The sequence below is a fragment of the Hahella sp. HN01 genome (assembly GCF_018986435.1).
In the GTDB taxonomy this organism is placed as follows: Bacteria; Pseudomonadota; Gammaproteobacteria; order Pseudomonadales; family Oleiphilaceae; genus Hahella.
This window is the reverse complement of the sequence record NZ_JAHMIN010000055.1, coordinates 1-20695: the sequence shown is the minus strand read 5'-3', so window position 1 is coordinate 20695 and position 20695 is coordinate 1. Positions and strand designations below refer to the sequence as shown.

At 56.8% G+C, this 20695-nt stretch carries 17 protein-coding genes; 9 read left to right on the top strand and 8 right to left on the bottom strand.

What is annotated here, in order from left to right; all coding sequences use genetic code 11:
- Positions 1–1449: 1449 nt before the first annotated feature.
- From KP814_RS30120 to KP814_RS30100, 5 genes are all read right to left on the bottom strand, one after another.
- On the bottom strand, positions 1450–2421 hold the full coding sequence (locus KP814_RS30120; RefSeq protein ID WP_216740256.1) for a glycosyltransferase family A protein: 972 nt from the start codon (positions 2419–2421) through the stop codon (positions 1450–1452).
- 117 nt (positions 2422–2538) lie between these two features.
- Positions 2539–3909, bottom strand: a complete 1371-nt coding sequence (locus KP814_RS30115) for an O-antigen ligase family protein (protein WP_216740255.1) — start codon at positions 3907–3909, stop codon at positions 2539–2541.
- Positions 3897–5306, bottom strand: coding sequence for a lipopolysaccharide biosynthesis protein (locus KP814_RS30110; protein ID WP_216740254.1), 1410 nt, complete (start codon positions 5304–5306; stop codon positions 3897–3899). The genes KP814_RS30115 and KP814_RS30110 overlap by 13 nt, the downstream gene beginning before the upstream one ends.
- A gap of 2 nt (positions 5307–5308) precedes the next feature.
- Entirely contained in the window at positions 5309–6523 is a 1215-nt protein-coding gene (locus tag KP814_RS30105) for a glycosyltransferase (protein WP_216740253.1), read from the bottom strand.
- Positions 6520–8208, bottom strand: coding sequence for an asparagine synthase-related protein (locus KP814_RS30100; protein WP_216740252.1), 1689 nt, complete (start codon positions 8206–8208; stop codon positions 6520–6522). The genes KP814_RS30105 and KP814_RS30100 overlap by 4 nt, the downstream gene beginning before the upstream one ends.
- Positions 8209–8494: 286 nt before the next feature.
- Here KP814_RS30100 and KP814_RS30095 point away from each other — a divergent pair, with 286 nt between their 5' ends.
- The 7 genes from KP814_RS30095 to KP814_RS30065 all read left to right on the top strand — a co-directional run bounded on the left by KP814_RS30095 (position 8495) and on the right by KP814_RS30065 (position 15547).
- On the top strand, positions 8495–9217 hold the full coding sequence (locus KP814_RS30095; protein WP_216740251.1) for a DapH/DapD/GlmU-related protein: 723 nt from the start codon (positions 8495–8497) through the stop codon (positions 9215–9217).
- Positions 9218–9220: 3 nt separating this feature from the next.
- Positions 9221–10438: a glycosyltransferase gene (locus KP814_RS30090; RefSeq protein WP_253938744.1), complete on the top strand. Its 1218-nt coding sequence runs from the start codon at positions 9221–9223 to the stop codon at positions 10436–10438.
- Between the two features lie 91 nt (positions 10439–10529).
- Positions 10530–10967, top strand: coding sequence for a hypothetical protein (locus KP814_RS30085; RefSeq protein WP_216740250.1), 438 nt, complete (start codon positions 10530–10532; stop codon positions 10965–10967).
- A 3-nt stretch (positions 10968–10970) separates the two neighbouring features.
- Entirely contained in the window at positions 10971–12470 is a 1500-nt protein-coding gene (locus KP814_RS30080) for a capsule biosynthesis protein (RefSeq protein ID WP_216740249.1), read from the top strand.
- A gap of 27 nt (positions 12471–12497) precedes the next feature.
- On the top strand, positions 12498–13595 hold the full coding sequence (locus KP814_RS30075) for a glycosyltransferase (RefSeq protein WP_216740248.1): 1098 nt from the start codon (positions 12498–12500) through the stop codon (positions 13593–13595).
- Positions 13596–13644: 49 nt separating this feature from the next.
- The gene (locus KP814_RS30070) at positions 13645–14835 is read left to right on the top strand and encodes a glycosyltransferase family 2 protein (protein WP_216740247.1); all 1191 of its coding nucleotides are present in this window, start codon (positions 13645–13647) and stop codon (positions 14833–14835) included.
- Positions 14828–15547: a sugar transferase gene (locus KP814_RS30065; RefSeq protein WP_253938743.1), complete on the top strand. Its 720-nt coding sequence runs from the start codon at positions 14828–14830 to the stop codon at positions 15545–15547. The genes KP814_RS30070 and KP814_RS30065 overlap by 8 nt, the downstream gene beginning before the upstream one ends.
- A gap of 390 nt (positions 15548–15937) precedes the next feature.
- On the opposite strand, the gene KP814_RS30060 is transcribed toward KP814_RS30065, so the two are convergent.
- The 3 genes from KP814_RS30060 to KP814_RS30050 form a co-directional block, all read right to left on the bottom strand.
- On the bottom strand, positions 15938–16153 hold the full coding sequence (locus KP814_RS30060; protein WP_127971152.1) for a hypothetical protein: 216 nt from the start codon (positions 16151–16153) through the stop codon (positions 15938–15940).
- The gene (locus KP814_RS30055; RefSeq protein WP_216740246.1) at positions 16150–16698 is read right to left on the bottom strand and encodes a hypothetical protein; all 549 of its coding nucleotides are present in this window, start codon (positions 16696–16698) and stop codon (positions 16150–16152) included. The genes KP814_RS30060 and KP814_RS30055 overlap by 4 nt, the downstream gene beginning before the upstream one ends.
- A 253-nt stretch (positions 16699–16951) precedes the next feature.
- Positions 16952–17848: a LysR substrate-binding domain-containing protein gene (locus KP814_RS30050; RefSeq protein ID WP_216740245.1), complete on the bottom strand. Its 897-nt coding sequence runs from the start codon at positions 17846–17848 to the stop codon at positions 16952–16954.
- A 128-nt stretch (positions 17849–17976) separates the two neighbouring features.
- Between KP814_RS30050 and KP814_RS30045 the strand changes: the two genes are divergently transcribed.
- The gene (locus KP814_RS30045) at positions 17977–19290 is read left to right on the top strand and encodes a D-serine ammonia-lyase (protein WP_216740244.1); all 1314 of its coding nucleotides are present in this window, start codon (positions 17977–17979) and stop codon (positions 19288–19290) included.
- Positions 19291–19527: 237 nt separating this feature from the next.
- On the top strand, positions 19528–20214 hold the full coding sequence (locus KP814_RS30040; RefSeq protein ID WP_216740243.1) for a hypothetical protein: 687 nt from the start codon (positions 19528–19530) through the stop codon (positions 20212–20214).
- Positions 20215–20695 lie beyond the last annotated feature (481 nt).

Below are 20695 nucleotides of genomic sequence, written 5' to 3'. Positions count from 1 at the left end.
AATGGAAGACGCTCTTTGCCAAATCTAATCCAACCGTCTTATGCTTAGACATGATGGTCTCCTCCTTCGTCCTTTGATTGCACTCATAATCATGGCACATTGCGATGCCGCTGCAGGAAAGGAGGAGACCATCTCATCGACCTACCCATACTTCTGCATGCGTCTTTATGACGGAATAAACATGCGACCTGTTTTGAGATTAGCGCGCCGATGCTTAATCAAATGAACGGGATAAATCTTCCAGCAACTCCATGCCTATCGACCTGGCAGTCGAATCACCATCGTCCATCTGAAAGAGGAAAGATTCAGGGTAAACCATACCCCGTTCGCCCTGAGCCTGTCGAAGGGCTTCCCAGAGCGTTAACTCAAAAAGATCCCTAATCAATAAAATTGTTTTACTACCGAATTAGCAAGGTGACGATACCCAGGCCCTTCGACAGGCTCAGGGCGAACGGTTTCTGGGTGGTTGTAATCAATCCAGTATTCAGATTTTTCCCGTTCCCATGGGGGAAAGGACATGTAATCAAACCACAAGCGATACCCACTCATCCCGTTCGCCCTGAGCCTGTCGAAGGGCCTCCCAGAGCGTTCATCCAAATCCACCCCATTCAAATGGAAATTATTTCCCGTTGAGTTATTGATTTGCTCAAGATCACTGCGGGACTGCTGCCCTTCGACAGGCTCAGGGCGAACGGTTTATTGATGGTTGTTATCAATTCAGTAGTCAGATAACTCACTTGCCCATGACGGAGAGAACATGTAAGCAAACCACAAACGGCACCCCCACCCCGTTCGCCCTGAGCTTGTCGAAGGGCCTTCCAGAGCATTCATCTCAATCCAGCCCGTTCAAGTGGAAGTTATTTCCCGTTGAGTTATTGATCTGCTCAAGATCACTGTGGGACTGCCGCCCTTCGACAGGCTCAGGGCGAGCGGTTTATTGGTGGTTGTTATCAAACCAGTAGTCAGATTTTTCCCGTTCCCATGAGGGAAAGGACATGTAAGCAAACCACAAGCGATTCCCTTATCCCGTTCGCCCTGAGCTTGTCGAAGGGCTTTCCAGAGCGTTCATCCCAGTCCAGCCCGCTCAAGTGAAAATTATTTCCCGTTGAGTTATTGATTTGCTCAAGATCACTGCGGGACTGCAGCCCTTCGACGGGCTCAGGGCGAACGGTTTATTGGTGGTTGTTGTCAATTCAGTAGTCAGATCGCTCCCTTTCACATGATGAAGAGAACGTGTGAACAAACCACAAGCGATACCCCCACCCCGTTCGCCCTGAGCCCGTCGAAGGGCTTTCCAGAGCGTTCATCCCAGTCCAGCCCGCTCAAGTGGAAATTATTTCCCGTTGAGTCATTGATTTGCTCAAGATCACTGCGGGACTGTGGCCCTTCGACGGGCTCAGGGCGAACGGTTTATTGTGGTTGTTGTCATTCCAGCATAGCCAACTCGTTTTACTGCAAACGTACTTCCCGGTGCGCCAGCAGGCTGTTGATGACGCCTTTGAGGTGGCGGCGGGTGGGTTGTTTCAGGAAGGCGGACATGCCGGAGGCGGTTGCTTTCCACCACTCTCCCCGACTGCGATGGTAATCGCGGTAGGCCGCCGCCAGTTGCGCCTGGGCCAGTCTGAGGGACTGAGGGTCCTGGGCTGTGGCGGTGTCCATGTGTCGCGATAAAATCGTTCTCACCGCCGCCAGGCGTTTGCCCATGCTGCGGGAGATGGCGCCGCGGCGAATGAGGTAGCGCATGTCCTGGGCCAGGGTGAAGCCAACGTCGCCAACAGTGGATAGTTTCAGCCACAGATCCCAGTCGCTGGCGGACAGCAGGCTGACGTCGAAGCCACCCACTGCGAAGAAGGCGTCTCGCGACACCATCACGCTGGAGGTGCCGACGACATTTTCGACGTACAAAGTCGATGTGGCGCGCGCCAATGTGCAATAAGCGTGATCGCGTTTATCCCCTGCTCGCAGGCCGCTCAAAGCGACTTCCTGAAAGTGCGGCCAGAATTCGAAACAGCCGCATATCACCGCGCTGTTGTTTTCATGGACATGCACATAGTCAGTAAAGCTCAACACCGCATCCGGGTTCTGTTGATGATACGCCACCTGACGTTCCAGTTTGCCTGGCTCCCACAGGTCGTCGGCGTCCAGAAACGCCACCAGTTCCCCTTTGGCGTAGCTCACGCCCAGGTTGCGCGCGCCGCCGGCGCCCAAACCTTTGTCGTACAGCGCAGTGACTGCTCCGTCATATCCCAGGGTGAAATTACGCAACCACTCTCTGGAGCCGTCAGTTGAACCGTCATCAACAATGATCAACTCCAGGTTTGGATAGTCCTGCTCCAGTACGGAATTAACCGCTTGAGGAAGGTATTTCAGGCAGTTGAAAGACGGAATGACGACGGAGATCAAAGGTAAAGGGGTGCTCATGTTGCTACCTCAATAGCGTTACGCTTCGCAGATTGCAAAAAAGCCAGACCAAACAACCTGTCTGGATGTATATAAGCGGGTATTTGCAGCATACGTACCAATACGCCATGACGCAGATCATCCTGGCGCATCGCATTGCGGCGTCCGCTCGGCGGCGCGCCCCGCCGCCACGGTCAACGCCAGCAGAATATACAGAGGCCAGATAAACCCCTGCGTCAGAAAGGTTCCGGATACGCAGAAGCCTGTCAGTCCGGATAACAATGCATTGGTCATCATGAGCTGAGTGCGGTCGGGCGTCGGTGAATAACTCAAGCGCCGCAGCAGGCTGAAAATCTTGCGAAACATCCCCACCAGCAACACGATGAAAAAGCTGATGCCGACAAATCCCGTTTCCGCCAACACCTGAAACCAGGTCGAATGCACTGCATGATTTTTGCCGTCCCAATGCGGGCTGTAGAAGTAATAATTGGAGTAGAAATTATCGATGCCGACGCCGGTGAAGGGATGCGCCAGCGCCATATTGAACGCGGCCTGCCACGCATATATTCGCCCCATGGCGGACTCATCAATGCCATCCTCCGCCGCGCCGCCGGAGGCGCGATCGGAAATGCCCGCGGCGGCGACCAGAACGGTCAGCGCCATGCCGCCGAGCATCATCACCAGCATTTTGTTTTGCACCCGACGCCACACCAACACGCCGGTCACCGCCGTGATTCCCAACAGACCGCCCCGACTCTGAGTGCACAAGATCGCCCATACAATCACGCCATAAGCCAGCAGCCCCAGCAGAGTCGGCCAGCGGGTTTGCCCCCGGGTCAGCACCATGCTGGCGGCGAAACTGAGGGGAAACGTCAGCACCAGCGCCAGATCGTTGGGATCGCCGATCATGGACCCGATATCGCGTCCGATGGTGACCCGCGCCCCCTCCACCAGCCCAATGCCGTTCAGCTTGTTGGAAATGGCGACCAATGCAATCGCCACGCCCGCGCCGATAAACGCCCAGGCGGCGACGGCAAAGTCCCGTGGCGTACGCGTCAGCCAGGCGATGGCCAGCACCATGATGGCGATTTTGACGTAAGTGCCGGTAAATGCGCCCATGGCCGCACCGCGATTGGTCGCCAGCATCACCCCGCAGGCGGTCAGTGCGAAGAAAAACGCAAACAGCGTCAGCTCACGGCTCCAGTACACCTCAATGGCCCTGGAAACGAATAAGCGCCAGCTCAACACCGCCAGCGACGCCAGCGCCAGCAGTTGCGGAATGCGAAACGGCCCCAGGACGGGAAACGCTTCGTGCAGGCGAAAGAAGGAAAACAGAATAAAGCCCAGGCAAACCAAAAACGGCGCTCTGAACACGCCTACCGCCGCCAATATTCCCAGGGGCGCCAGCCCCGCCAGCAAGGGATGGGGAGAAAAGTAGAATCCCAAAGACAACAGCGCCGCGCCGCCAGCGCCCAGCGTCAATTGATTGCGCCGACTCAGGGCTTGCACAGCTCCGTCTCCATAGATGCAGTCACCAGACGCTGCTTACGCAATAAAGTCGCCCCGGCGCGCGCCAGCCCTACTCCACCGACACATAATGCCGCAGTAAACTGATCCATCTGAATCAACGCCGGGGTAAACACGGCGGCGCTCAATACGATGCCGAGATCGCGCCAGGGATAATCCAGCCGCAAGCGACGCTGACTGGCGCAGACAAACACCGCGAAGCGCAAGGCGTATATCAACACGGCGGCGTACACCACGCCGAAGACGCCGCTGTGCGCCGCCGCAAGAGCGTATGCAGGAACGGCGACAACGGCGACCAGCACATTCAACCCCGTGGGCAGACGGGTGTTCGTTTCCACATAACAGCCGAGGTTCATCAAATGAGAGCACTGTTTCAGGCCCATGGCCAAGGCGAGCCAGGGCAACAACTGGGCCGCCATATCGTATTCTGGCGGCAGCAACCAGCGCAGCGCCCAAGGCCCCACACAGCCCGCGCCAATGGCTACGGACAACGCCATCATGGCGCCCGCCGCCGCGTAATGGGCGTTCAGGGCGACGCCATCCGCGCGACCCAACACGGTGAAGCGACGGGGAAACCACCAGAGCGTATAGGGCTCGATCGCCAGCGCCACCACCAGCGCGAACTGAGCCGCCACGCCATATACCGCCAATTCTTCCGCACCGCCTAATCCCGCCAGCAGCCATCGTTCAGCGCCTTGCGTCAGGAAGATGCACAGACCGCCGCCGACCAGAGGCAAGCCGTATTTCAGCAAAGGCTTGGCCAGCGCCGCCGCAGAGGAAGGCGCCACATGACGACTCTGCACCGCCAAGGCCGCCAGAGCGAGCGCCGCATTGGACACCAGCGCGCCCCACAGCACAGCATCCAGTCCCATCCCCCTGCGCAATAACACATACACCAACGCCGCATGCAGGCAAGCCTTACCCACACTGAAACAAAAGAACCATTCCGCCCGGTCCTGCATGCGCATCCAGGCCAGGGGCACAGAAATAAATCCGCTTAGCGCTAACGCCGCCAGACACAATGACAACTCCTGATCGCTGTAGCTGGCCGGCAACCATTGATTCAGCCAGGACGTTGCTGGACGCAGCGCCGCAAACACAACCACGCCCGCCAGACAACTCAGGAAATAGGCGCTGCCGATCACTTTGCGTCGCTGCTGTTCACTGGAGGCCATCCCCGCAAAGCGATACATGGCGTCCACCACCCCCAGGCCGATCACCAGCCCGAGCAGATTCATCAGCGTTAACAGGACATCAAGACGGCCGTATTCGTGGGGCGACAGGTAATGGGTGATCACCGGCAGCATTACGAAGCTAACGCCCTTCATCAGCACCAGCCCCAACCCGTAATACACCGCCTGTCTGAACAGCGACGACATGATTACAACTCTTGAATCGCCAGTGACAACAGGCGCGCCTGTCGCACGGAGGAATATTCCGCCACCACTCGTCTACGCGCGTTCAGCACCATCTTCTGCAACGCCCGATCCGAGGTATCCAGCAGATGTTGAAGCGCACAGGCCAGACTCTGACTGTCTCCCGGCGCCGCCAGAAAACCGCAATCAGGCCGAACAATCTCCGCCGCGCCCATAAACCGGGTGGTCACCACTGGTAGCCCGACCGCCATGGCTTCCTTCAAAACCAGCGGTCCAGTGTCCCGGTCGCCATTAGGCGCTTCACAAAACGGCGCCACTAAAGCGTGATAGCGGGTCATGGCGGCGCTGATCCATTCCGCCTCGCGACCGCCCAGAAATGACACCTGCTCCTGCAGCCCCAGGCTGGCGACCTGACCCCGCAGCACGGAAGACAGCGGCCCTTCGCCGACAATATCCAGACTGAGACGTTCCGCGGAAGGCATCGCCGCCAACGCTTCCAGTAAATGTTTGAGCCCCTTTTTCTCCGTCAGCCGCCCCACAAACAGAAGCCGACCTCTCGCCCCCAGGCCATGCTGATAAGGCAAACGATCCAGCTCCACGCCGCAGGGAATGTTAATGACCTCGGCTCCGCCACCGGCCAAGGAGCGAAACAGTCGTTCCATATCGCCGCAAACCGCCACGCTGAAGTCCGCGCAGGACAGCTTGAGACGCAGGTCTGCCGGGCTGACGTATACATCAAAGCCGTGGCCGACAAAGGAGCAGGACACGCCTATCAACCGCGCTGCGGCGATCGCAACGGCGGCGGAGTGCAATGCGAAATGCGCATGCAGATGACGACATCCTCTGTGCTGCGCCAGCGCCGCGACCTGGGCGGCCTGCAACAATAGCGAACGCGCGCGGATGCCATCCTGTCCCAACGCAAAACGGGCGCTGGGTCCCCAGCCGCGAAGGTTCTTCAACCAGGTGAACCAGCCCTGCCGACGACTGCAATCGCCAACGTACAAAGCGCCCGCCGCCAATGCTTCATCCCGGGGTTGTCCATCCTGCTGCGGGTAAGATAGCGAGATGGGCGTCACCTGATGCCCCAGGCGCTGCATCGCCCGCATTTCCACCCCTACGAAGGTTTCCGTGAGCACGGGAAATTGCGGCAGCACATAACCCACCGACTTCAGCGGCGCAGCCGCCGGCAGGTCCTGCGTGGCTCGGCATATCGCGTTCATAACCCGCCCTCCGCCGACCGACGGCCTGAGTTCAAATAACCCAGCACCATGTTCAGACCGCGCACATGCAACGCTGAGGCATCGGTCAACAGGGTGTCGACGCCGCGTTTGAAGTCTCCTTCGCTGAGACCTTCCTGCAACAATGACGCGCGCATGGGCTCCACGTTATCCAGGTCCAGCCAGGTGGTGTAATCGAACACGCCGCTGGACGCTTTGCCCCAACAAGGCTGACGCCCCAAGCGGGCGGCCAGCCCCGGATAGCGTTCCCGCCAGCGCAGTCCCGAACGCAAGGGTCTGCCGGTTTTATCCCAGTCAACGCTGGCCAGCGACGGACTTAGTTTTGCGATAGCTTTACGGTGAAACAGACTGCCCAGGCGCAGACGCACCGGCAGCGCGCCCAGGGTCTCAAGCACGTTGGGATGCAAAAAGGGGTGGCAGCGCTCGTAATCGTTGTCCAGCAGTTGTTGACCGGACACCACCATACGCCCGACCCGCTCCGCCAGATAGACGTTATCCATCAGATCCGCAGCGTCAGTTTCACAATCGTGATAGCGGTCCAGCATCATCTGAAAGCGCGCCTCCAGACGTCCCCCCAGTTCGGGGAATGCGCGAATAACCGGGTTGGCTAGCTTGCCGAATTCTTCCCGAATATATCGCCGCGCATAGGGCAACAGGCGTGAGGCCAGCCTTTCCACCGCCATCAGCGAATAACCCGGCGCGCCGCGATCGTAGTAAAAGGCCCGGAACGTCTCCGCGCCCGTCCCCGTGATGACGGTAAAGCCCCGGGTCTGATCCAGCAGCGTTTCATCCGCCAGGGCGTGGCCGTGTTGCACCGGCACTTCACAGCCGCCCCGCAACGCAATGCGTTTCATGGACGTCCAGCGATCCGAGCCGCGCATATCGCCGGCGAAAAAAGGCAGCCCATGGGACTCGGCGATATTCCTGGCGATGCGCATGTCCGACGAGTCGGGACAGCCATAGCTGAACGCCACCGGTTTATGCCCCAGCTTCAACGCCGCCGCCAGAATCAACCGCGAGTCGAGGCCGCCGGACAGGGAAACCGCCACCCTTGGGCTCGACTGAAAACATTTGTCCACCGCGCCGACAAAAGCGTCGACCGCTTCGTTGAGCGTGGCGCAACGCACTTTCTGCAGCCGATAAGGGGGAAAGTCCCGCAGCTGTAGCTGGCCATCGCTGGAAAAATGGAAGCAACGGGACGCGCGCAATTGCGTGACGCCCCGCATGATCGACTGCTCGTCCATCACCTGCCCGAAAGCCAGCAGGTCCAGCATCGCCTGCGGGTTGATCTGCGCCTCGTCTCCCAACAACTCCAGCATAAGACCTCGATCCGAGGTCACTGTTAACTGGCTTGAACGGTGACAATAAAGAATCGGAAACAGACCCAAGCGGTCTGTGCAGCCGGCGACTTCATTGCGTTCCCGGTCGACATAAATCCAGGAGCGGCCCCAATAAGGCTTGAACAGACCGCGACGACAATTGCCTCTGATCTCCGCATCCTGATCGCAATGCGCGGGATCTCCCCACGTGAGCAGATGAAAACCGGGACCGGAAAAGTGCGTCAACGCGCTGTGAGCGTTGCGTTTGAACATAACGGAGGCGTCACGCTCCAATGAAAGGACGGGGCGCCCCTGCTGTAGGGGAATGCTGATGCTGCAAATAGTCATACTCGTTCCTCATGGTTTTGCTACGAGTCGTTTCAACATCTGCGCCAGTTAGTTAAATTCCCGCGAATATTCTTTCACAGCAGTGACTTAGAGATACTCCCATCTCATTTTGATTTGGCGGATATCCCGCTCCATTTGTAATTTGCAAATCAAAACGCCATGACGAAGACATCGGACTTAGGTCAGTGTCGCCCCTGTCACAGGCTAAGATTCTGATACCTCGGGGATAATTCGCTTTGGCCCACAAACTGCGTAGGACCTCTCAAACCATCCGAGGAGGTCGACGATGAACACATTCTCCGGGGCGACATTAAGAGCCCGCATCAAACACAGCGACTCCATGGCGGCGAGCGCACTGCGCGCCGTCTATTTCGGAATTCGTCGCTTTCAGATTCCTTGCATTCCCGTTCTGCACAAGCCGCTGTATCTGGCTCATCGCAGCCTGAGCGGCATGCTGGAGAATCTGTCGCGCATTCTCTACTGGACGCCATTGTTTCAGTCGCGGCTGGAATCCCCCGCCCGCAACCTTTATCTGTACTCCGGCATGCCGCTGGTCACCGGGGCGCTGAGCGTGCAAATGGGCGCAGACTGTCGTGTCTCAGGGCTCTCCACCTTTTCAGGCAGAACGTCGTCTCCCAATACACCCCGGCTGATCGTCGGCGACAACGTGGACATCGGTTGGCAAACCACCATCGCCGTGGGCTCCGAAGTCATTCTGGGGGACAACGTACGCATCGCCGGACGCGCCTTCCTGGCGGGCTATCCCGGTCATCCTCTGGACGCGGCGGCGCGCGCCGCCGGCAAGCCTGAAACCGACGACCAGATCGGCCCGATCATACTGGAGGACAACGTCTGGCTCGCCACCGGCGTCAGCGTAATGGCGGGGGTGCGCATCGGCCGCAATACCATTGTGGCCGCCGGCAGCGTGGTCACCCGCGACCTCCCCGCCAACGTGCTGGCGGGGGGCGTTCCAGCTCGAGTATTGAGGACCCTGACGGAGGAGGAATGAGCCATGATGAACGCCACGCAAAAGCCGCAACTGATCGTTTTCGGCGAAGACTGGGGCGCCCATCCCAGCAGCACCCAGCACCTTATCCGTCATCTTGGCGACGACTATGAGGTCATCTGGGTCAACTCCATTGGACTGCGCCGCCCGCGCCTGACGCGACATGATTTACTGCGTCTGTGTCGCAAGCTGATGTCCCGCTTCGGCGCCAGCGCTCAACGTAAAAATCAACAAGGCGCGCAGGACACCGCGCCTTGTCGCCTGATCAATCCGTTAGTGATTCCTCTGTTCGGCTCGCGACTGGTCAGACAACTCAACGCTGCGCTGCTCAAACGCCAGCTGACGCCCTATATCCGCAAAGACAGCGCGCTGATTCTGTGGTCCTCCCTGCCGTCAATGGCGGACCTGGTAGGACGCCTCGGCGAACGTGGCGTGGTCTATTACTGTGGCGACGATTTCCGCAGTCTGGCGGGCGTGGATCACGGTCCCATCGCGGCGATGGAGTCCGAACTGGCGGGTAAGGCGGACAAAATCTTTGTCGCCAGCGAAACCCTGGGGAATCGCTTCGCCGCCGCCAAAACCGAGTGGCTGCCTCACGGCGTGGACTACCGCCTGTTCAGCTCGCCGCAGCCGCGACCAGGGGATCTGCCGGCGGAAGGCCCGGTGGCGGGATTTTACGGTTCGGTGTCGGAGTGGTTCGATGTCGAGCTGATGAGCCATTGCGCCCGCGCCCTGCCCCACTGGACCTTTGTGGTCATCGGCGCCGTACAGACTGACGTGGAGCCGCTGCGCCGCCTCGACAATGTTCGCCTGCTGGGACCTCGTCCGCATCACGAGTTGCCCGCCTACGCTCAGCACTGGCGCGCCTCCCTGCTGCCATTTCGACGCAATGGCCAGATCATGGCCTGCAACCCGCTCAAGCTTCGGGAGTATATGGCGGCGGGCGCCAGTATCGTCTCCACCCGTTTCCCAGCGGTGGAAAGTTACGGTGATCTGCTGCGCATCGCCGATTCCGCCGCGGACTTCGTCGATGCGTTAAAGCAGATCGAGGCCTGCCCGTTCCACGCCAGCGCCAACCAGCTCAGACAAGCCGCCGCGCAGGAGTCCTGGTCGCAACGGGCGCAAACCGTCAAACATTGCCTGAAGCAATTTGCGCATAGCGCCGCACAACTCGACGCAAAATGCGAGCAGCCAAATAAGGCGGCTCATAGTTCGTTGATTTAACGTACAAAAATAGTTGGAACGCTTTTTGGTTCTCTTCATCACAAGCCAGATATTCAGGCGCGCAAACTCACTCAAGCAGACGGACATCGACATGAACAAATGGGCTAAAACTTTACCGATCATCGCGGTTCTATTACAGACCGGATGCGCCATGCAAAGCGAACGGATGGACATAGAACGCGTCAACCAAACCCTGTTCGCAATGACGCAAACGCCCGCTGAAGAAACCGCTCCAGCCTTTCTGACGCTGACTATCGACGCCATAGACGCGCCCCTGCAAAGCCCAGGCTGGAAACAGTTGGAAGCACGCGCCATGGCTTTCGTCAGCCGTTGCGCCGCCTGTCTGGACAAGGGGTTGATGCTGCAAGTGGCGGCCACTGACGCCGCGCAACCGTTCCAGGCGCTCAATGAAAGCCTGCGTTGGGGCGGCAAGCTACGCGCTTTGTTAGCCATGCAAGGCCTGCCGGTGGATATCCGCTTCGACCCCAGTCTGCCCGCCTCCAGCGCGCGCCTGAGCGCCAAGGGGTAAGCGATGCGCGTCGGCGTCTTCCTGAATTTGCACTACATGGCCGCGGCGGCCTGGCGACGCCGCTACGCCATCGTAGCGCCTTTGCTGGCGGCGCCGTTTCTGGCTTTGCTGATCGGCGCCGTCACGCCGAAGAAGTACCAGAGCTACACCACGCTGCTGATCCAGGAAACGTCAAAACTGAATCCTTTCCTAGCGGATTTCTCCGTATCCACCCAGCTCAAGGAGCGCATGGCGGCTCTGCAAGCGCTGCTGCATTCGCGGCATATGCTGGGCGAAGTCGCCATGGAAATGGGTCTGGGGGATAAAGACAGCGGCCGCATCGGCGACCCGGTGCTGAACCGGCTCTCCCACTCCCTGAAGGTCGAGCTGATCGGCTCCGATATCATCAAAATCAGCCTGACGGATTCCTCCCCTCATGATATGGCGCGCACGCTGGAGGTCACTTCCAAGCATTTTCTGAATGTGCTGCTCGCTCCGGAACGCTCTTCCATCGACGCTTCCGAAAACTTTCTGGAGGAGCAACTGTTGGCGCAGCAGCAGGCGCTGCTGGCGGCGGAGAACACGCTGGCGACGTTTAAGTCCCAGTACAGCGGCAGCCTGCCCGGGCAGATGCACTTCGATATCGAGCAATTGCGGGAGACGGAAAAGCAACTACAGATCAAACAGGTCGAGCTGGCGGGCGCTGACGCCGCCATCGAAACCTTTAACACGCAGTTGCTCAAGGCCAACCCACTGCTGGCCTCCATTGAGGCGGACATCATTCGCGCCAGCGCCGAACTGAATCAACTGCAGGCTCGCTACACCGACAAACACAGCCTGGTGGTGGCCGCCAGACACAGCCTGCAGCGGCTGCGTCAGGAGCGCGATACGCTGGTGACCCAGACCCGGCGCATGAGTCCGCAGAACATCGACGAACTCTGGCGTCTGGCGGCGGAATTCGCTGACGCAGGGGAAGACCGCAGCGCCACTGGCAGTCGGGTCAGCCCGTTACTGGTGTCGCAACTGGAATCCATTCAGCAGGCGCAGTCCCGCCAGCAGCAGCTAACGCAAGAGACCGCCAGCCTGCAGCAGACCCTGACGCGCCTGAAAACCAAGCTCGACAGCTTCGCCCAGGTCGAACAGCGCCTGCGGGAGTTGGAGCGGGATATCGTCACCAAACAGCATATCTACGACGATCTGCTCAAGCGCTATGAAATGGCCAAGGTCACGGGCGCGCTGGGGCGTTTCGAAGAACACGACCGGGTCAAAATCATCGATCGCCCGTTCACGCCCCATGCCCCCATCAATCTGCCTCTGGTTGTCTATTTCATCAGCGGCGCCCTGGGCGGGTTGTTTCTCGGCGCAGCCATCGCCGTGATTCTGGAAATTATCGACACCAGCATTATCCGTCGCGATGTGGCGGAAAAAATTATCGGCGCGCCAGTCATCTCGCGCCTGCCGGACTTCAGGCAAGTCGCCATAGGATTTCAATCCGCCCGCGACCTGACGCCGGTTGAATCCTGATCGCAGTCCATTTAACGAGGTATACCCATGACATCGACATCTTCTCAGCGCAAAGTGGTCGTCCAGGTAGTGCAGCATTTGTCGCCGGGCGGCATCGAAAGCATTTGTCTGGAATTGCAGAGTTTCGCCGGCGCCAACGCCGACGTGCATCTGGTCAGCCTGGAAGGTCGGGAGTCGCAAATGGTCTCCCTGTGGCCGCGCCTGAGTCAGTATGCCGGCGTCATGCACTTCCTCGATAAACCCCCCGGTCTGCAACCGCGTCTGCTGCTGAAGCTGGCGGCGTTGTTCAAAACCCTCAAGGCGGATGTGGTGCATACCCATCATATCGGTCCGTTGCTTTACGGCGGCGCGGCGGCGCGTCTGGCGCGCATTCCCGTGTTGATTCATACCGAACACGACGCCTGGCATCTGGGTCTGGACAACCATCAGAGCCTGGCCTCCAAATGCCTGAAATTCATTCGCCCGCAACTGGTGGCGGACGCCGAAATCGTCGCTGATCACATCAGGAGCCGCATCCCTCACGCGCAGCCACGGGTGATTCCCAACGGCATAGATACGCTTCGCTTCAAGCCCGGAGACAAGGCCGCCGCACGGCTATCATTCGGGCTGCCGGATGATCAGGCGATCATCGGCTGCGCCGCGCGCATGCATGAAGTGAAGGGACATGACGTTCTGCTCGACGCCATGTTTCGCCTGCCGCCCAACGTGCATCTCGCTCTCGCCGGCAAAGGCCCGCAGGAAGCGCAACTGCAACGTCAGGTGCGGGATCTTAATCTCAGCGATCGGGTGCATTTTCTGGGCCTGGTGGATGATATGCCGCGCTTTTATCAGGCGCTGGATGTGTTCTGTCTGGCGTCGAAAGCGGAAGGAATGCCCTTGTCTCCCCTGGAAGCACAGGCCTGCGGCGCACGCGCAGTGATCACCGATGTGGGCGGCAGCCGCGAAGCGTTGTGTCCGACTACCGGCATTCTGGTGCCAGCGGATAACTCCGCGGCCCTGGCCAAGGCGCTGCGCTACAGCCTGCGCACCACGTTGAGCGCCGACCCCAGAGATTTCGTCATGCGACACCGGGATATCCGCGGCATGGTCGCCGCTTACGACCAGTTGCACAGCGTCGCCTGCTGAACGCGGACGACTGACACGACAAGAATCGCCACCAAAGAGGTAAATCATCATGACCGACACACTACTTTGGAGCTGCACGCTGATCCTCGGGCTGATCATCGTCTACCATCACGTGGGCTATCCCGTGCTGCTGCGCTACTGGGCCAACCGCAAGCGCCAGCAATCCCTGCATCATTATCAGGATGAAGAGCATAGCGATTACCCTGAACTCAGCATCATCATTCCCGCCTATAACGAAGCGGAAGTGATTGCGGAAAAGCTGCGTAATCTGGCGTTTCTCGACTACCCCACTCATCGCTTTGAAGTCCGCATTTACGACGATGGTTCGCAAGACGACACACTGTCGATCATCCATCGCACGCTGCAGGAAGCGGATGTGAAAAAGTTGCGGGTGCAAGTCATCGCCAACGAGGTTAACCAGGGCAAGGTCGCCATCATCAATCAGGCCATGCGGGAAACATCCCCGGAGTTGGTGTTACTGTCCGACGCCTCTGCGCTGATCTCTATCGACGCCATGAAAATCGTCGCGCGCCATATGCGCGACCCCAGCGTTGGCGTCGTGGCGGCCTCTTATCAGATACTCACTCCCGGTTCGGAAGGCGAGGAAACGTACTGGCGATATCAGACCAACATTAAAGAGATGGAAAGCGTCGTCGGCTCCACCATCGGAGCTCATGGCGCCCTGTACTGCTTTCGTCGCAGTTTGTTTGAAGAGTTACCTGAGAATGCCATCAACGATGATTTCATCCTCCCCATGCGTATCGTCGCACAAGGCCGTCGCTGCATCTATGACCGAGATATCGTCGCCGTGGAGCTGGAGCAAGCCAGCCTGACGATGGATCATCAGCGTCGCAAGCGCATCGCCGCCGGCAATGTGCAGCAAGCGTTGATGCTTACGCCGCTGTTGAATCCGAAGCATGGCGCCACTGCGTTCAACTATATTTCCGGCAAGTTTTTGCGGGTGTGCATGCCTCTGATTTTGGTCGTCTTTCTACTGTGCACGCTACTGCTTTCGCTGCACTCCTGGCTGGCGATGGTTCTGTTGCTGGGACAGATACTGGTTTACGGTCTCGCCAGTATTCGCGCCCTGACGCCAAGTGTTCCCTGGCCCAAACCGGTCAATCTGGTGCATTACCTGGTCAGCGGCCACTTCGCCAATGCCCTGGGGGCGTTACGTTATCTGTCTGGACAGGAAAACGGCCGCTGGCAGCGCGTCAAACTGGAGGCCCATCATGATTGATATTGTTTTCACCAAAGCAGCCAAGAACGCCTCGGAGCCGACCATGATGCAAACGCGCACCGCCGCCATTGATTCGCCAACGAACTATATCCCCGCCACCACCCTGGCGGCCAAGCGCTGTTTCGACATTGCCGTCAGCCTGCTGGGGCTTGCCCTCAGCGCGCCAGTGTGGCCATTGCTGATTCTGGCTATTCGCCTTGATTCGAAGGGGCCCGCGCTGTTCCGGCAACTGCGCGTCGGCCGTGCAACGCCGACTTATACGGAGCTGTTCTACATGATCAAGTTCCGCACCATGCGTGTCGACGCGGAAAAAGAAACCGGCGCCGTCTGGGCCACCCGCAACGACCCGAGAGTCACACGAGTCGGCCGCTTCCTGCGCAAAACGCGCCTGGACGAACTGCCGCAACTTTTGAACGTATTGCGCGGCGAAATGTCCATCGTCGGCCCCCGCCCGGAGCGCCCCGGCATCAGCAACAACCTGGATCGGGCCATCCCCTACTACATCGAACGCACCTACTTCGTGACGCCTGGAATCACTGGTATGGCCCAGGTCAGACAAGGCTACGACGCCTGTCTGGAAGACGTGAAAAACAAAATCGGCTACGACCACGCCTATTCACTCTGCCTGTCCAGCTTCAGCTCATGGCTGAAAACCGACATCGAAATAATCCTGCTAACTTTCTGGGTAATGATACGAGGCCGGGGGCAATAGCCCCTGGCGCAGGGGGATATGGAAGGGTTATCTGGGGGTATCTGATATGATCGCCGCGCTATTTCTTGCTTTCCCAAGGAGAAGGTAGCGTGCTTACTGCATCTTCCAAGCGCATATACGCGACAATTGTTTCACTTGGATCTTTATGGGCCCAACCCAACACAGGAGAGTAGCGACAACAGGCAATCGTGTTCCCTGCCCGGCTCTCAATTGCAACGAGATACTGCCCAAGCTCCTTCGGCGCATTTCCCTTGACCCACTCGGGACTCTGGGAGTGACGGGCCGACCTTACACGCAGCACAGCCTCCTTAATGGCCTCCAACTCATCGGCAGTGAATCCATCCAGATGGGTGGACTCCTGCTTATCTACCGCCCGCTTCTCATGCGGGCTCACTTCTTTACCAGGCGAAGCTTTTTCTCCTCTGGTCTGTATTCTTCCAGTTCACTCGGGAAAAGCTCCGAATCGGGTGTAAAAACCAAATCTAAAGAGCCCAACTGAACCTGTGGTTCATCTTCCATGACTGCTCCGAAGCCATCTTTTATCTCTTCACGTAATTGACGCAGGAACTCCTCATAATCGGAGTCTCGCTTTTTATCTTCAGTCATCTCAACACCTTGAAGCAAAAGTTACCGCGGCTGTTATATTCGTAGCCCTTGGAACAATAGAAGTCAATTACATTGGCGTTTACTGGTTTCATAAGTCTGATTTCATGAGCATCAATATGCTTAGCATATATTCTGGCTGCAATCTCGATTAAGTTGAAAGTGCTTCCTTTTAGAGGATTATCGCCAGGGGCAGACTCAATGAAATCAAGTCTTAGACGACTGCCAGACCATGTAGGTTGCCCTAAAGAGAGTGCGCACAGCTTCATTTCACGCCACCAAATAGCTAACTCAAAGCGCTTGGGTTCCTGATACAAAAAGTGATAGTAACCATAGTCATCTCTTTCCCAGTCCCACTCCACTCGACGACCGAAAGTATTATGCCAGGAGCGCTGCTCTATAATGGCCTTTTGGGTAATGAGGGAGTATGAAACGACCGATTTAAGTTGAACAGGAAGAATGGCATTGGCGTCGTCGATAACTTCACGGCGAATTTTCGAATACTTTGTTTCCGTCGCAATATGTGTTCGGCTTCTGGAATATGACATGCTTAAAAATCCATATTAAGTGTAGAAATAAGGGTTAGCATTCCCCGGGGACGTTGATACTACCTGGGTCGCCACAGCCAAAATACCGGCTATTAACCCTACCCCTGGCGGCCTATTGTTGATAATGGAATGTGTTGGCGAATGGTCAATGTTCAGGCTTGTTGGATCTGGAGTATACCTGTCGGATGGCGCTTCGCTTATCCAACCTACGGTTTTCCCTATGTCTATGGTTCAGTTTGGCATGGGAGGGCGTTTACGCCTTGCTGAGCAGCCAGTCTTTCAGCACGCTGGCGTTATGGCTGATCGTTTTGCCTCTGGGGGTAATCAGATAATAGTTGCAACAGGAAGGCGTCGCGGGAAGCGGTGCGATGAGGCGACCGCTGGCCAGTTCTTCTTTTACCAGGGAGCCGCGCGCAAGTGCTACTCCAAGGCCTGCGTCAGCAGCAGCGATGGCCATATCCGAGCGGTTAAAGTAATGTCCCTGCTGGCTGGGCGCATCAGGCAGACCTGACTGATCCAGCCAGTAGCGCCATTCTGCGTCCCGGGGGGAATCTGGCCAGGGCATCGCATCATGTAACAACGAGACGCTATCCCAGATTTTGGGGTCTCGCCAGTTTGCGCCCTTCATATACTCAGGGCTGATGACCGGCAGCAGGATTTCCTCCACCAGAAGCGTCGCATCGAAGTTCTGATATTCGCCGTCGCTGTAATCGATGGCCAAATCAAAACTAGCGGCGTTCAGATTAAGCAGCGCCGCTTCCGCATAGGTTTCAATCTTGATATCGGGATGGCTGAGATTGAACTCTTTGAGCATTGGAATCAGCCATTTAAAAACAAATGACGGCGTAGAGGTAAGTCTGACGGAGGAATCATTAGGACTCGTTTGTAGACGATCAATAGTCAGCCTGATGGCGTCAATTGATTGCCGCGTCACGGTCAATAATTCGCTGCCTTTAGCCGTTAATTGGATACCGGACGGGCGACGCTCAAACAGCTTGATTCCCAGCTGTTCTTCCAGTTTTCGAATTTGCTGGCTCACAGCGCCGGTAGTGACATAGAGTTCCCGGGCGGCCTCAGAGAAGCTTAATAACCTGCCACAGGCTTCAAAATAAATCAGCGTGGAAAAGGTACGCGCACCCAGTCCTGACATCGTTAACCTTCCCGTTAGCGTTTAGCCATACTAAACAGCCGTTGAATTTCTATCGTTTGCTTTCCAAGTAACGAAAACCCAAAATTCCCACAACATATTAATACAAAGCCAGGCAGCATGGACAAACAATGATTCCTCTCAGTATCACCCAAGACGAGCTTAAAGCCATCCAGAATAGCCAGCCTATAGTATGGCTAAACAACAATTATCAAAATCCGGCTTCAGCTCCCTCCACCCCAAACGCCGATGAACTCTACGCGGCGGAAGCCCGCCTCAAACGATTTGCGCCGCTGCTACAAAGACTGTTCCCCGAACTCGAACCCAGTCACGGACTGATTGAGTCTTCCCTGATAAAAGCCGATCGGCTTAACAGCAGGATTAATCCAGTGGGCGGTTCGCTGTACCTGAAAGCGGATCATGACTTGCCGGTGGCAGGCTCAGTCAAGGCTCGCGGCGGCATTCATGAAGTGCTTTGTTTTGCTGAATCCCTGGCGTTGAAGCATGGCGTGCTTAAAGGCGTAGACAGCGACTACTGTGCGCTCGCATCCCAATCAGCTCGTGATCTGTTTTCGCAGCACACCATCACCGTCGGCAGCACAGGCAACCTGGGTCTGAGCATTGGCGTCATAGGGTCTGCGCTGGGGTTCAAAACAGTAGTCCATATGTCGTCAGATGCTAAAGAATGGAAAATGGAGCGCCTTAGAAAACGTGGCGTGCGGGTCGTTGAGCATGACGCCGATTATGGCGCGGCGCTTGAGGCCGGACGCCTTGAGACGATTGCCGATCCGTGCGGTTATTTTGTCGATGATGAAAGATCCCCCAACCTTTTCATGGGCTACGCTGTCGCAGCCAAACGCCTTCAGGCGCAGCTGGAGGCGCTGAACATTAAGGTGGATGCCGACCATCCTCTGTTTGTGTATCTGCCTGCCGGCGTGGGCGGGGCGCCGGGCGGCATTACCTATGGCCTGAAACATATTTTCAATGAGCATGTTCACTGCTTTTTTGCCGAACCGGTACAGGCGCCCTGCATGCTACTTGGTATGGCCGGCGCACCGGGCGCTGTTCCGACCTCCATCTACGAACTCGGTTTAAAGAACCGCACAGATGCTGATGGCCTGGCTGTCGGCGCCGCATCACAGTGGGTGTGCGACGCCACGCGCAACCTCCTGTCAGGCGTGTATACGGCGACGGATGAACAGCTTTACCAGCAGCTTTACCTGTTAAAAGACCTGGAAAATATTGAAGTTGAGCCCTCTGCGGCCATCGGCTGCCTCGGCCCTGAAATGCTGATGACCGAGGCCGGACAGAAGTATTTAGACTCACATCACCTCACCCACCGCATGGCGAATAGCGTGCATATCCCCTGGCTGACGGGAGGCTCTTTTGTTCCTGATGAGGAGTATCAGCGTTATCTCGCAAAAGCGGTAAAAATTTCTACATGAAAACGGGTTAGAACAGAGTGGCGGCCTTCATCTGGGATCAGATTAAAGTCGCTCTCCTAAAAATAACGGACAAATTTACTGAGGGACATTTCAGGTTTATTTAGTATGATGAAGATGGCAATAAATTCAGCCAGTTATGAAAGGCGCTCAGGAAGATTATGGGAGATCCCACTGGCGCTGTTCTCAGAAAAAAATCGGTGAAAGACTTCATTAAATCGACAAAAGGAAGGAGTTCTTATGTCTGGAGAGTTAGAGGCGAAAAATCACGCGGATGCGGTACTCAACGCCTATAAATTAACTTATCTGCCTTTAAACAAAAAAGGGTTAACGATTGACGGCATCGGGCTTATGTTGCCTGATCCTGGCATGCCGCTAGGGGTTATTCTAAAGAAAGACAGCAGCTTCATCGTCCTGCTTGGCGAACAGCATAGTACGGAGACGTTATCGCCGCTTTTACCCGGTGATCAGACGTTGATGATTGCAGGCGCCAAAGCCGTGGTCGCCGCCATCGGCAAATTAGGGAGCAAACATACGACCATTGCGGCGGTTGAACTCCCCATCAAGAACGGATCTATCGTTGGATCAGGCGCCGGACTAACCAAGATGGAAAAGCTCACCATTGCCGATCCCGCCGATAAAAACCTCGGATCAATCAATCATTCTTTGTTCTATTACAAGGCGACGCTTTTGAAAGACGTGTTGTTCGCCGAAGGTGAAAATACCGTCGAAGTCGTCGACCAGGGACTGGCGGCCAAATCAGACGAACGCAATCCGGGGATCGCCGCTCATTTGATCAACGCAGCCGCAAGCGTCAAAGGACCCAGCGTAACCGTGCTGCCTGTCGGACTCTCGCACCTAGGCGGAAACAGCATACAGACACAACTGACCATGAAAGGATGGTCCATCACGACAAAGATTGTCTAAGCCGGCGATATAGCTTCGCGTGAGTTTGTTCGTTGTTCATGGAGCCTCATTGTGATGATGAGGCTCGACTATGCAGGACATTAACGAACGAACTCCAACAGCTTCTGCGATTCTCTTTATGCTTTGAGCATCACAACCTGATCGGCGCAACTTACTCCAAAGCAATAGCTACTATCTGGACTTTATAGGCAGGAAAAATCTGGAGCGTACATGTTGGATGGCGCTTCGCTTATCCAACCTACGTTTCACTCTGCGCCCATATGCAGACCGAAGAAAACGCCAGGCGTTTTGACAGAATCTCTAAGTTTCCTCCCCCCACCCTTCTAACAGAAATGGGTAGGTCGATGAGATGGTCTCCTCCTTTCCTGCAGCGGCATCGCAATGTGCCATGATTATGAGTGCAATCAAAGGACGAAGGAGGAGACCATCATGTCTAAGCATAAGACGGTTGGATTAGATTTGGCAAAGAGCGTCTTCCATT

What these genes read in the sequence shown, in the direction of transcription:
- KP814_RS30070 (WP_216740247.1), top strand. Translation starts at nt 13,645, where the DNA reads ATGACCGACACACTACTTTGGAGCTGCACGCTGATCCTCGGGCTGATC.
- KP814_RS30090 (WP_253938744.1), top strand. Translation starts at nt 9,221, where the DNA reads ATGATGAACGCCACGCAAAAGCCGCAACTGATCGTTTTCGGCGAAGAC.
- KP814_RS30065 (WP_253938743.1), top strand. Translation starts at nt 14,828, where the DNA reads ATGATTGATATTGTTTTCACCAAAGCAGCCAAGAACGCCTCGGAGCCG.
- KP814_RS30095 (WP_216740251.1), top strand. Translation starts at nt 8,495, where the DNA reads ATGAACACATTCTCCGGGGCGACATTAAGAGCCCGCATCAAACACAGC.
- KP814_RS30075 (WP_216740248.1), top strand. Translation starts at nt 12,498, where the DNA reads ATGACATCGACATCTTCTCAGCGCAAAGTGGTCGTCCAGGTAGTGCAG.
- KP814_RS30085 (WP_216740250.1), top strand. Translation starts at nt 10,530, where the DNA reads ATGAACAAATGGGCTAAAACTTTACCGATCATCGCGGTTCTATTACAG.
- KP814_RS30105 (WP_216740253.1), bottom strand. Translation starts at nt 6,523, where the DNA reads ATGAACGCGATATGCCGAGCCACGCAGGACCTGCCGGCGGCTGCGCCG.
- KP814_RS30050 (WP_216740245.1), bottom strand. Translation starts at nt 17,848, where the DNA reads ATGTCAGGACTGGGTGCGCGTACCTTTTCCACGCTGATTTATTTTGAA.
- KP814_RS30120 (WP_216740256.1), bottom strand. Translation starts at nt 2,421, where the DNA reads ATGAGCACCCCTTTACCTTTGATCTCCGTCGTCATTCCGTCTTTCAAC.
- KP814_RS30060 (WP_127971152.1), bottom strand. Translation starts at nt 16,153, where the DNA reads ATGACTGAAGATAAAAAGCGAGACTCCGATTATGAGGAGTTCCTGCGT.
- KP814_RS30055 (WP_216740246.1), bottom strand. Translation starts at nt 16,698, where the DNA reads ATGTCATATTCCAGAAGCCGAACACATATTGCGACGGAAACAAAGTAT.
- KP814_RS30080 (WP_216740249.1), top strand. Translation starts at nt 10,971, where the DNA reads ATGCGCGTCGGCGTCTTCCTGAATTTGCACTACATGGCCGCGGCGGCC.
- KP814_RS30045 (WP_216740244.1), top strand. Translation starts at nt 17,977, where the DNA reads ATGATTCCTCTCAGTATCACCCAAGACGAGCTTAAAGCCATCCAGAAT.
- KP814_RS30110 (WP_216740254.1), bottom strand. Translation starts at nt 5,306, where the DNA reads ATGTCGTCGCTGTTCAGACAGGCGGTGTATTACGGGTTGGGGCTGGTG.
- KP814_RS30100 (WP_216740252.1), bottom strand. Translation starts at nt 8,208, where the DNA reads ATGACTATTTGCAGCATCAGCATTCCCCTACAGCAGGGGCGCCCCGTC.
- KP814_RS30040 (WP_216740243.1), top strand. Translation starts at nt 19,528, where the DNA reads ATGTCTGGAGAGTTAGAGGCGAAAAATCACGCGGATGCGGTACTCAAC.